The 11963-nt window shown below is 64.9% G+C and carries 8 protein-coding genes; 2 read left to right on the forward strand and 6 right to left on the reverse strand.

Annotation, left to right across the window (positions count from 1 at the left end):
- Positions 1 to 18: 18 nt before the first annotated feature.
- Positions 19 to 1119: a tricarballylate utilization 4Fe-4S protein TcuB gene (tcuB, locus tag HZZ13_RS19695; RefSeq protein ID WP_197961195.1), complete on the reverse strand. Its 1101-nt coding sequence runs from the start codon at positions 1117 to 1119 to the stop codon at positions 19 to 21.
- Positions 1106 to 2497, reverse strand: coding sequence for an FAD-dependent tricarballylate dehydrogenase TcuA (gene tcuA / locus HZZ13_RS19700; protein WP_197961196.1), 1392 nt, complete (start codon positions 2495 to 2497; stop codon positions 1106 to 1108). The genes tcuB and tcuA overlap by 14 nt, the downstream gene beginning before the upstream one ends.
- Before the next feature lie 149 nt (positions 2498 to 2646).
- Between tcuA and HZZ13_RS19705 the strand changes: the two genes are divergently transcribed.
- A complete protein-coding gene (locus HZZ13_RS19705) occupies positions 2647 to 3330 on the forward strand; it encodes a GntR family transcriptional regulator (protein WP_197961197.1) in 684 nt (227 codons plus the stop codon).
- 122 nt (positions 3331 to 3452) lie between these two features.
- Positions 3453 to 4484 carry a c-type cytochrome gene (locus HZZ13_RS19710; RefSeq protein WP_246504485.1) on the forward strand — a complete coding sequence of 344 codons (1032 nt, stop codon included), beginning with the start codon at positions 3453 to 3455 and terminating at the stop codon, positions 4482 to 4484.
- A 233-nt stretch (positions 4485 to 4717) separates the two neighbouring features.
- On the opposite strand, the gene ybaK is transcribed toward HZZ13_RS19710, so the two are convergent.
- From ybaK to HZZ13_RS19730, 4 genes are all read right to left on the reverse strand, one after another.
- Positions 4718 to 5191 (reverse strand): Cys-tRNA(Pro) deacylase, encoded by a 474-nt coding sequence (gene ybaK, locus HZZ13_RS19715; RefSeq protein WP_197961198.1) that lies wholly within the window; start codon positions 5189 to 5191, stop codon positions 4718 to 4720.
- Between the two features lie 297 nt (positions 5192 to 5488).
- On the reverse strand, positions 5489 to 8257 hold the full coding sequence (fdhF, locus tag HZZ13_RS19720; protein ID WP_197961199.1) for a formate dehydrogenase subunit alpha: 2769 nt from the start codon (positions 8255 to 8257) through the stop codon (positions 5489 to 5491).
- Positions 8254 to 9960: an NADH-ubiquinone oxidoreductase-F iron-sulfur binding region domain-containing protein gene (locus HZZ13_RS19725; RefSeq protein ID WP_197961200.1), complete on the reverse strand. Its 1707-nt coding sequence runs from the start codon at positions 9958 to 9960 to the stop codon at positions 8254 to 8256. Before HZZ13_RS19725 ends, fdhF begins: the two co-directional genes overlap by 4 nt.
- Positions 9961 to 10263: 303 nt before the next feature.
- Positions 10264 to 11916 (reverse strand): OFA family MFS transporter, encoded by a 1653-nt coding sequence (locus HZZ13_RS19730; protein ID WP_197961201.1) that lies wholly within the window; start codon positions 11914 to 11916, stop codon positions 10264 to 10266.
- Positions 11917 to 11963 lie beyond the last annotated feature (47 nt).

The raw sequence follows: 11963 nt of genomic DNA on the forward strand, positions 1-11963 counted from the left end.
TGCGAGACGGGCGGTGGGTCACGCCGCCGTCCGCCGCTCCTGCGCGTAACGCACCAGCGCGGCAAAGCGATAGATGCCGTGCACGAACTTGCCGTAAGGCATGGTGATGAACAATGCGAACACGGCGCCGAGATGCAGCGCGAGCAGCGGTCCCATCGCGGCGGTCTCGCGCAGCACCAGCAGCAGCATTCCGGTGAGGCCGGTCAGGAACAGCATGGCGATGAAGCCGACATCCATGCCGTAGCTGAACTCATCGAGCAGCGCCGGATCGCGCCGCATCTTGGCGGCGAACAGGCCGATCGGCCCGACGATCAGGCCGATGCCGCCGAGCGTGCCGAGCACCACGGGCAGGTCCCACCACGGATACGGCGCTTCGCGGCCGAGCAGATAGTGATAGAGCGTCGCAACAGACGTCGCTGCGAAGCAGAACAAGAAGCCGTAGAAGGTCAGGTGATGATAGAGCTTGCGCCGGTCGGTCGGCTTGTCGTCCTCATTGTAGCAGCCGACGCCGCCGCCATCGAGATAGCGCAGCTCGCCGGCGTCGCGGATCGCCTGAAGGATCGAGCCGCGGTCGGCGCGGCCGCCGATCGGTGGGCCGATGTCGCGCCAGAAGGCACGCACGCTCATCACGAGGGCAAGGATCGCGTAAAGGAATGCGGCGCCGAACAGCGCAGCCATCGCATTGTGCGGCATCAGCTTGTAGAAGGCGCCGGGGCCGGTGTGCACGCCGAACAACACGCTGCGGTCGTTCAGGGCGGCGAAGCCGAGAATGAAGGCCGCCATGCTGAGCGCGGCGGTGATGCTGATGACGAGGCCGTTGCGCGCGAAGGCCCCGGAGAGCGCACGCGGCCAGGCATAGGCCGCATAGGATTCCGCGCGCGCAACCGCCAGCGTCTTGGGAACGTTGACGTTGAACTCGTGCGGCGGCGAGAACTGGCAGTCGACGTAGCAGGCGCCGCAGGAATGGCAGAGATTGGCGAGATAGTTGAGATCGCCGTCGGAGAAGGCGCGGCGCATCTCCATGGCGGGAAATACGGCGCACAGGCCCTCGCAATAGCGGCAGGAATTGCAGACCGTCATCAGACGGTCGGCCTCGTCGAGAATCCTAGTTCCGTGCATGTTTCGCCGCTTCCCGTCCTGCGATCCGCCCGAACACGCTGCCAATGGTCATGCCCATGCCGGCCGCGTAGCCCTTGCCGAGCACATTGCCCGCCATGATCTCGCCGGCCGCGAACATGTTGGCGGACGGCTTGCCGTCCTTCATCAGCATTCGCGCCTCCTTGTTCACGCGCGTGCCGAGATAGGTGAAGGTGATGCCGGGCCGCACCGGATAGGCGAGAAAAGGCGGCGTCTCGATCCGGCGCGCCCAATGCGACTTGGGCGGCGTGATGCCCACCGTCACGCAATCGTCCAGAATGGTGTGGTCGAAGGTCCCGGGCCGCACCGCGGCGTTGAATTCGGTGATGGTCTTTTCCAACGCGGCCGGATCGAGCTCGAGCTTGCCCGCGAGCTCCGCAATCGTCTGTCCGGCGATCGGCGGGAACAGAGTCGGCATGAAGCTGGTCACGACGGTGGAATCGAAGATGATGTAGGCGATCTGGTCGGGCTGCGCCGCGACCAGCCGGCCCCAGATCGCATAGCGCTTCGGCCAGATGTCCTCGCCCTCGTCGTAGAAGCGCCGGGCGTGCTTGTTGACGACGATGCCGAACACGACGGAATCGTGGCGGGTGATGATGCCGCCGTCGAATTTCGGCGCGCGGGCATCGATCGCGACTGCATGACATTGCGTGGGATCGCCGACCTGCTGCACGCCACTGTCGAACAGCATCTTCAGGATCGAGCCGCGGTTATAGGGCGTGCCGCGGATCAGGAAGTTGTCGGCGGCCTCGCCCCAATATTGCTTGAGCCATTCGATGTTGGCCTCGAATCCGCCGGCCGCCGCCACCAGCGCCGTCGCGCGGATATCGGTCTCGCCCTTGATCGGCCGCTTGAGGCGCGCAGCCAGGAACATGCCGTGCTCGATCACGAGATCGGTGACCTCGGCGTCGTATTCGACGGCGACGCCGAGCCGTTCCGCGGTGAGATACAGCGCATTCAGCATCGCGCGGCCGCCGCCGAGGAAGAAGGAATTGGTGCGGCCGAGGCTCAGCGTGCCGCCGAGCGAAGGCTGCCAGCGTACGCCCTGCTCCACGATCCAATTCAGGATGTCCTTGGATTCGCGGATCATATGGCGCGCCAGCATCTCGTCGGTTTGCCCGCCGGTGACGCGCAGCAGGTCCTCCCAGAACTCCTCCTCGGTGTAGGGGCCGGTCAGGATTTCGGTCGCCGCATCATGGGCGCAGCGCATGTTGCGGGTGTGGCGGGTGTTGCCGCCGCGGTAGAACTTTGGCGCGCCTTCGAGCACGAGCACCGACGCTCCGCCGCGCCGCGCGCTGATCGCCGCGCACAGGGCCGCATTGCCGCCGCCGATCACCAGCACGTCGTATTTTCTGCTCATCCCGCCTGCCCGATGTGCCCAAAATTGGAGACATTCTTCCCGTAGGCGGGCTCGATCGCGCCGATCCGCCATTGCGCACCTTTGTATACAAAGATATACAACAATCATGCAAGCGGCATCTCCGCGTTGGAGAAACGCGTCGAGGGACAATGGCCAGACGCCCGGCGAATTCAGGTGGAACGATCGCGCGCGGCGGCGGCGTTGCGCTCGGTGAAGCCGTGTTCCGCTCGTTGTGCGAGGCGCTGCAGGCCGGCAGCTACCGCGCCGGCGACCGCCTCCGGGAAGAAGAGGTCGCCCAGCGACTGAAGGTCAGCCGTACGCCGGTGCGCGAGGCACTGGGCCGGCTGGCGGCCCGCGGCTTTGTCGAGCCCGCCGGCGGCCGCGGCCTGATCGTACGCAGCCTCGACATCTCGGAGGTGCTCGAGCTCTACGCCATGCGCGAGATCATGGAGGGCGCTGCCGCGCGCCTTGCCGCGGAGCACGCTTCCGCGCCCGAGATCGATGCGCTCAGGGATATCGAGCAGGCCTTTGTTGAAGCGTCCGACACAGACGCCCCCGAGATGGCAAGGCTCAACCGCGCCTTTCACGAGGCCATCTGCCGCGCCGCGCGCAACCGCTATCTCGACAACGCCTCGCGCGAGTTGCAGGACTGGATCGCCCTGCTCGGTCCGACCACCTTCACCGTGACGGGACGCCCCTCGACCAGCCACGGCGAGCACCTGGCTATCATCGATGCCATTGCCGCGCGCGACGGCGACAAGGCCGAACAACTCGCACGCGCGCATATCCGCGAAGCGCTGCGCTGCCGTCTCAAGCTGTTGCAGAAGCAATAGGGCGTGTACTCATAAACGTCAGCTTCCGCGGGCCAAACGGAAGTCGCCCCAACTGTTCGGCATCTACTGCTTATGACCCAACTCGGAGCTCAGGCGGCAGCCTAAATAACCAGCAAAGCCAATTGCTCCAGCTCGGATTCACGGTTAATTTGCTTGTCCTCGTCTGGGCAGACAAGCCGGAGGCGAATATGGCGCGATTCGGACTGGCCGCTCAGGCGGTAGGTGCACTCACCATAATTCTCCTATGCACGGCGAATGCGCACGCGCAGATCACCGACAAGCCGCCGTTTTGGGCCTACACTTACAACCCGCCCGATTTCAAGCCGCCGCCCGATGATGGCGAGCCTCGCCACGTTCCCGACAGCACGGTGAGCTATACAGTCCCACAAACGCGTGATCGTTTCCTGGCACCGGATTGGCACCCAGGTGACCACCCGCCGATGCCTACGGTCGTGGCGAGCGGCCGCCAGCCTGACGTCTACGCCTGCGGCTTCTGCCATCGTGCCTCTGGGACGGGTGGTCCGGAGAACGCTGACATCGCCGGCCTGCCAGTTGCCTATTTTATTCAGCAGATGCAGGACTACAGGAGCGGCAAACGCTCGACAGCACTGCCCGACCGCATTCCGCAAGCATGGATGATCTCGCTCGCCAAGGCGGCGAACGACGACGAGATCAAGGCGGCGGCTGAATATTTCGCTGCCATTAAGCCAAAGAAGCTGGTCGACGTGGTGGAGACTGAGACCGTGCCGAAGCCGATTGTCGCCGGCTGGTTCTTCGTCACCAAAAACGATGAACGCGAGCCGATCGGCACGCGCATTATCGAGACGCCTGCGGACGTCGGCCGCTTCGTCAACCGCGACGCGCGCGTCCGCTTTACCGCCTACGTGCCCCCCGGCAGCGTCGCTACCGGCCACGGGCTGGCCACGAAGCAGGAGATCGCCTGCGCCGCCTGCCATGGCGAGAAGCTGACCGGCACCGACATCGTGCCGGGCATCGCCGGGCGCTCGCCGACCTACATCTTCCGCCAGCTCTACGAATACCGGCACGGCTTCCGCGCTGGGCCGGAGAGCAAACCGATGATCGACGTGGTCAAAGCGCTCAACGAGGCAGACTTTTTGTCACTTGCCGCCTATCTCGCCACGCTGGAGCGGTGAGGCGGCCGACGGTCACCCACTGACCTGTTATGTTTGGGCGGAGCGCAATGACGGGATCAGCGCCCGAGCCGAAATACTGACGCTCGCTTTGCCCTCGAAAGCGGGCATCATTTGCGTCTGTTGGCCCATCGCCGACCTCGGCACGGCGCCGGCCGACCGTCAGCTTTTGACCCCGAAGCGAACCTCTTCCCAAACACTAGCGACGGTGATGCCGGTCATCCCTTCAATTGTCGTCAGGCAAGCACAACCGCGGCGATTGCCTTCGCGACATCCCGCACATCGGTCGGCTTCATCCGCACCTGCAAGCCGCGCTGGCCGCCATTGAGATAGACGAGATCGTGCGCGAGCGCGCTCTGCTCGATCACTGTGGCTATCTGCTTGCGTTGCCCGAACGGGCTGATTCCGCCGACCTTGTAGCCGGTGACGCGCTCGGCCTCGGGCGGCTTCATCATCTGCGCCGACTTGCCGCTCACGGCGGCGGCAAGCTTCTTCATCGAGACTTCCCGGTCGGAGGGGACGATGACGCAGACCGGCTTGCCGTCGACCAGCGCCATCAGCGTCTTCAGGACGCGCGCCGGATCCTCGCCGAGCGCAGCGGCCGCCTGGAGCCCGATACTCTCGGCGTCGGGATCATAGTCGTAGGTGTGAACGGTGAAGGCAACACCGGCGGCTGCAAGTGCGTGTGTGGCGGGGGTGACTTTGGACATGCGTCACATGTAGCACCGTCATTGCGAGGAGCGAAGCGACGACGCATCGACTGTGTGGGACAACCTGTCACCACACAATAGCTGTCATCGCCCGGCTTGCCGCCTTCGCTGAAGCTTCGGCGAGCCGAGCGCGCCTGCAGGCCTCGGCGTAGCCTTGGCGAAGCCGAGACCGGGCGATCCAGTATTCCGTGACGTACTGCGATTGAACCGAAAGGCCGCGGCGTACTGGATTCCCCGCCTTCGCGGGGAATGACAGCGGGTTGTGTGGCAAGCCGTGCGCGATGACGAGGCAGTCCCCTACTCCGCCGCGTCCCGCATCTCGGCGCGCTCGGCCCGCGCTGCGCAGAACTTGAACTCCGGGATCTTGCCGAACGGGTCCAGCGCCGGGTTGGTGAGCAGGTTCGCAGCCGCCTCGGCGTAGCAGAACGGCATGAACACCATATTCTCCGGCACGTCGCGGTCGGAGCGGACCTTGACCTCGACGGCACCACGGCGGGTCTCCAGGCGGATGAAATCGCCGGGCACCAGCTTCTTCTTGCGCATGTCCTTGGGCGACATGAACGCGACCGCCTCCGGCTCGATCTGGTCGAGCACCTGGGCGCGGCGGGTCATCGAGCCGGTGTGCCAATGCTCCAGCACGCGGCCGGTCGAAAGCACCATCGGATATTCATCGTCCGGAATCTCGTCCGGCGGAATCACCTTGGCCGGCACGATCTTGCCGCGGCCGCTCGCAGTCGGGAAGCCCGTGGTGAAGATGATCTCGTTGCCGGGCTTGTCCGGAGCGTCGACCGGATAGGTGACCGCGCCTTCGCGCAGCAGCCGTTCCCAGGTGATGTTCTTCAGCGATGGCATCAGCTCCGCCATCTCGGTGAAGACGTCGCCGGGCCCGGCATAATTCCACGGCAGGCCCATGCGCTTGCCGATCTCCTGGATGATCCAGAGATCCTGACGCGCATCGCCGGGCGGCTTGATCACCTGGCGCGCCAGCTGCACGCGCCGGTCGGTGTTTGTGAAAGAGCCGTCCTTCTCCGCGAAGGCCGACGCCGGCAGGATCACGTCGGCATGGAACGCAGTCTCGGTGACGAAGAGATCCTGCACCACGAGATGATCGAGCATGGCGAGCGCATGACGCGCGTGCTGCAGATCCGGGTCGGACATCGCGGGGTTCTCGCCCTCGATGTACATGCCCTTGATCTCGCCAGCATGGATCGCGTTCATGATCTCGACCACGGTCAGGCCGCGGACGGGATCGAGGTCCTGCCCCCACAGCTTCTCGAACGCGCCGCGCAAATCATCGCGCCCCACCGGCTGGTAGTCCGGCAGGAACATCGGGATCAGGCCGGCATCGGACGCGCCTTGCACGTTGTTCTGACCGCGCAGCGGATGCAGGCCGGTGCCGGGACGGCCGACCTGGCCGGTGATCAACGCCAGCGCGATCAGGCAGCGCGCATTGTCGGTGCCGTGGACGTGCTGGCTGATGCCCATGCCCCAGAAGATGATCGACGATTTTGCCCGCGCATAGGTGCGCGCGACCTCGCGCAAGGTTTGCGCCGGGATGCCGCAGATCGCCTCCATCTTCTCCGGCGTGAATTCCTTGATCTTCTCCTTGAGGTCCTCGAAGCCCTCGGTGTAGCCGGCGATGTACTGGTCGTCGGTCAGGCCTTCGGTGATGATCGTGTTGATCATCGCGTTCAGCATGGCGACATCGGAGCCGGGCTTGAACTGCAGATGCTTGGTCGCGTGGCGCGACAGCGACTGCAGGCGCGGATCCATCACATACAGTTTTGCGCCGTTCTGCTTGACCGCGTTCTTGATGAAGGTCGCGGCGACCGGATGGTTCACGGTCGGATTGGCGCCAATGACCCAGATGACCTCGGCGTCCATCGCGGCGGAGAACGGTGCCGACACCGCACCCGAGCTCAGACCCTCGAACAGCGCCGCTACGGACGAGGCATGGCACAGACGGGTGCAATGATCGACGTTGTTGGAGCCGAAGCCGGTGCGTACCAGCTTCTGGAACAGATAGGCTTCTTCGTTCGAGCCCTTGGCCGAACCGAAGCCGGCCAGCGCCTTGACGCCCTTTTCGTCGCGGATCTTGACGAGGCCCTTGGCGGCGATGTCGAGCGCCTCTTCCCAGCTCGCTTCACGGAAATGCGTGAAGGGATTGGCCGGGTCGACCTGGTCGTTGGCATCCTTCTTCGCGTTCGGCAGCCGCACCAGCGGCTTCGTCAAGCGATGCGGATGGTGGATGTAGTCGAAGCCGAAGCGGCCCTTGACGCAGAGACGATTGTGGTTGGCGGGGCCGTCACGGCCTTCCGCATAGATCACCTTTTCGTCCTTGACCTCGTAGGTGACCTGGCAGCCGACGCCGCAGAACGGACAGAGCGAATCGACCTTCCGGTCGGCATAGGTGACGCGCGTCTGCTTGTCATCGAGCATCACGGCCGGCATCAAGGCGCCGGTCGGGCAGGCCTGCACGCATTCGCCGCAGGCCACGCAGGTGGACTCGCCCATGGGATCGTCGAAGTCGAACACGATCTTGGCGCCGGCATTGCGATAGGCCATGCCGATGACGTCGTTGACCTGGACCTCACGGCAGGCGCGCACGCACAGGCCGCACTGGATGCAGGCATCGAGATTGACGCGCATGGCCGGATGGCTGGCATCGGTCGCCCAGCGCTCGGCGGCGGGAAAGCGGCTCTCGGTGACGCCAGTGGTCTCGGCCCAGTGCCAGAACTTCGAATCCGGATCGTGGCTGGTCTCGCGCGCCGGCTGGTCGGCGACCAGCAGCTCCATCACCATCTTCTGCGCAGCAGTCGCGCGGGCGCTCTCGGTCTTCACCTTCATGCCGACCGATGGCGTGCGCTTGCAGGACGCCGCCAGCACGCGCTCGCCCTCGATCTCGACCATGCAGGCGCGGCAATTGCCGTCGGGGCGATAGTCCGGCGCCGGCGAGTAGCAGAGATGCGGAATGTCGCGGCCCTGGCGTTTTGCGACCTGCCAGATCGTCTCGCCGGGCTTGGCCTCGACCTGCTTGCCGTCGAGTTCGAACGTAATCTTGGTCATTCGGCCGCTTCCTTGAACTCGTCAGGGAAATATTTGATCACGGAGGACAGCGGATTCGATGCCGCCTGTCCGAGCCCGCAGATCGAGGCATCGCGCATCGCCTGGCTCAATTCTTCCAGCAATGCACGGTTCCAGACCGGCCTTTGCATCAGCAGCGCCGCCTTCTGGGTCCCGACGCGGCACGGCGTGCACTGGCCGCAGCTCTCGTCCTCGAAGAACTTCATCAGGTTCAGTGCGGCTGCCCGCACGCTGTCCTTGTGCGACAGGATCACGATCGCAGCCGAGCCGATGAAGCAGCCATATTTCTCCAGCGTGCCGAAGTCGAGCGGGATGTCGTCCATCGATGCCGGCAGGATGCCGCCGGACGCGCCACCCGGGAGGTAGGCGTAGAACTGATGGCCGTCGGCCATGCCGCCGCAATATTCCTCGATCAGCTCGCGCACGGTGATGCCCGCGGGCGCGAGCTTCATGCCGGGATTCTTGACGCGTCCCGAGACCGAGAAGCTGCGCAGGCCGTGACGGTCGTGGCGGCCATGGCCCTTCCACCAATCGGCGCCTTTCTCGACGATGTCGCGCACCCACCACAGCGTCTCGATGTTGTTGATGAGCGTCGGCAGGCCGAACAGGCCGACCTGGAACGGGTAAGGCGGCTTGTGCCTGGGCAGGCCGCGCTTGCCCTCGAGGCTCTCCAGCAGCGAGGATTCCTCGCCGCAGATGTAGGCGCCGGCGCCGCGGCGCATATGCAGCGTCGGACCGCCCGGCGGGAGCTTGGCGATCTCGCGTTCGAGGATCTCGCGCGAGGCCGGATATTCGTCGCGCAGATAGATGTAGACGTCGGAGGCCTGCACCACGTGTGCGCCGATCAGCATGCCCTCGATGAAGCGGTGCGGATCGGTTTCGAGGTAATAGCGGTCCTTGAACGTGCCGGGCTCGCCCTCGTCGCCATTGATCGCCATCAGCCGCGGGCCTGGCTCACCGAGCACCGCGCGCCATTTGCGTCCCGTCGGGAAGCCGGCGCCGCCAAGGCCGCGCAGCGAAGCGTCGTCGAGCGCCTTCAGGAGGTCGTCCCTCGACAGCTCGCCCGACCGCAAACGATTGAGCAGCTTGTAGCCGCCGCCGGCGACGTAGGCCTCGTACTCGGTATATTTGGGCAGATGCGCGTGCGTGTCGCCGGCGTTCGCCGTCGCCATGACGTTTGCGACAGTCGCATGGTCGACGAAATTGTGCCCGACCTCGGCGGCCGGCGCCGTGTCGCAGCGCCCGACGCAGGGCGCGCGCACGACGCGGATGCCGGGACCTGTCGCGCTCTTGAGATCCTCGAGCAGCTTCTCGCCGCCCAGCATCGCGCAGGTGAGCGAATCGCAGACGCGGATCGTCAGCGGGGGAATGTCGGGCTCGCCTTCCTTCACCACGTCGAAATGCGCATAGAAGGTCGCCGTTTCGAACACCTCGGCGAAGGCGAGCTTCATCTCGTCGGCGAGCGCGGCCAGATGCGCAGCCGAGATCTGGTGATATTTGTCCTGGATCAGGTGCAGATATTCGATCAGGAGATCGCGCCGCCGCGGCCTGTCGCCAAGCAACAGCTCGATCTCGTGCGCGGCCGTGGGATCAACCTGCCGCCCCTTGGGGGTCGCCTTGGCGCGTCGGCGTCCCTCACCGGGATGCTCGAAGGAGCGGACCTTGTGCACGTCCTCATGGCTCATCGATTCGTCTCGATCTCGTCTTTTAGAACGGCTCCACTTGTAGCCTCTGGCATGCCAGATGCCAAGCAAATTATCTTGCTCGCGGAAGCAGTTAAGCGCAGCCCACGGGCGGCCCAAGGACAACCCTGGATCGCTGCCCGGACACGGCCTTGCGTTCGTTCAACGCGCCAACTGATAGAACGAAGCCTGAATTGGTCTGGAGATCAATAAAGGCGTCCTATGCTGCGATTGCGAAGTCGTATCGCGCCCCCGCTCTGACGCTATTGCGGGAGCGCAGATGGTGCGCTCCCGCTCGCGATGCGATCAGAAGATCTTGACCGCGCTCTCCAGCGTCTTCCACACACCCCAAGCCAAGGGAACGCCAACGAACGCCCAGAACAGCGCCGCCTTGGCATCGAGCCCGCCAAAGCCGATGCCGTAGGAGCCGTGCGGCCCCGCTGCGGCAGCGCTGGCGCTCGCCGCCTGCAACTTGGCGACATCGGCGTCCTTCATGTGCCACTTCGGATCGACCGGCTTGATCAGATAATTGCAGATCAGGCCCGCGATCAGCATCGCGCACAGAATGTACATGGTGGTGTTGTAGAGCTGATCCCGCGGCACGCCGGCCGCGAGCTGGAACTCGCGGATGTAGTTGACCACGACCGGACCGATGATGCCCGCGGTCGACCAGGCCGTCAGCAGCCGGCCATGGATCGCGCCGACGAACTGGGTCCCGAACATATCCGCGAGATAGGCCGGCACGGTCGCAAAGCCCCCGCCATACATCGACAGGATGATGCCGAAGCCGAGCACGAACAAGAGCTTCGAGCCCATCGCCGCGAAGGTCGGCGCCAGCGCGTAGAGCGCGATGCAGAGGATGAAGAACGTGTAATAGGTGTTCTTGCGGCCGATCTTGTCCGACAGCGAGGCCCAGAAGAAGCGGCCGCCGATGTTGAACAGCGACAGCAACCCGGCGAAGCCGGCGGCGATCGCGGCAATCTGCGCCTTCTGCCCGGCATCGAGGGCGTTGAAGCCGACGTCCGGCAGGCCGATCAGCTTGCCGCCGAAGATCTCCTGCAGCATGGGCGAGGCCATGCCGATCACGCCGATGCCGGCCGACACGTTCAGGCACAGCACCCACCAGATCAGCCAGAACTGCGGCGTCTTGTGCGCATCGTTGAGATGGACGTTGTTCTTCGAGATCATCGCGTTGGCCTTGACCGGCGGGGTCCAGCCCTCGGGCTGCCAGCCGGACGGCGGCAAGCGATAGCGGAATGCACCGATCATCATGAACACGAAGTAGATGACGCCCATCGCGACGAAGGTCTCCCAGACGCCGACCGAGCTCGGGCTCTTGAAGTAGTTCATCAACAGATTCGCCAGCGGCGCGCCGATCATGGCGCCGCCGCCGAAGCCCATGATGGCCATGCCGGTCGCCATGCCGCGTCGGTCCGGGAACCACTTCACCAGCGTCGACACCGGAGAGATGTAGCCAAGGCCGAGGCCGACACCGCCGATCACGCCCGATCCCAGCCACAACAGCCAGAGTTGATGGGTGTAGACTCCGATCGCGCCGAGGAAGAGGCCGCCGCACCAGCACAGCGCCGAGACGAAGCCCGCCTTGCGCGGGCCCACCCGCTCCAGCCAGCCGCCCCAAACTGCAGCCGCGATGCCGAGCAGCACGAAGAACAGGGTGTACATCCACCCCATGCTTGCGACCTTCCAGTCGCAGCTGGTCGTGAACAGCTCCTGCCACAGCGACATGTCCGGACAGGCCTTCGGCGCGGTCAGGCCGATCGCGCGCGACAGCGGCAGCCAGAACACCGAGAAGCCGTAGGCCATGCCGATGCACAGATGGATGCACAGCGCCGCCGGCGGCACCAGCCAGCGATTGAAACCGGCCGTCGCGATCGTGCGTTCGCGATCGAGAAAGCCGGGAGCACCAACCGGTGCAAGAACAGTATCGGCAGTCGTCATCAGCATCACCTCTCAAGCGCGGCCTTGCCGGCACATCGGTTTGAGAC

Source organism: Bradyrhizobium agreste (genome assembly GCF_016031625.1).
GTDB lineage: Bacteria > Pseudomonadota > Alphaproteobacteria > Rhizobiales > Xanthobacteraceae > Bradyrhizobium > Bradyrhizobium agreste.

Excerpts from the sequence above, each read along its gene's own strand:
- tcuB (WP_197961195.1), bottom strand. The coding sequence starts at position 1,119 with ATGCACGGAACTAGGATTCTCGACGAGGCCGACCGTCTGATGACGGTC.
- tcuA (WP_197961196.1), bottom strand. The coding sequence starts at position 2,497 with ATGAGCAGAAAATACGACGTGCTGGTGATCGGCGGCGGCAATGCGGCC.
- HZZ13_RS19705 (WP_197961197.1), top strand. The coding sequence starts at position 2,647 with ATGGCCAGACGCCCGGCGAATTCAGGTGGAACGATCGCGCGCGGCGGC.
- ybaK (WP_197961198.1), bottom strand. The coding sequence starts at position 5,191 with ATGTCCAAAGTCACCCCCGCCACACACGCACTTGCAGCCGCCGGTGTT.
- fdhF (WP_197961199.1), bottom strand. The coding sequence starts at position 8,257 with ATGACCAAGATTACGTTCGAACTCGACGGCAAGCAGGTCGAGGCCAAG.
- HZZ13_RS19725 (WP_197961200.1), bottom strand. The coding sequence starts at position 9,960 with ATGAGCCATGAGGACGTGCACAAGGTCCGCTCCTTCGAGCATCCCGGT.
- HZZ13_RS19730 (WP_197961201.1), bottom strand. The coding sequence starts at position 11,916 with ATGACGACTGCCGATACTGTTCTTGCACCGGTTGGTGCTCCCGGCTTT.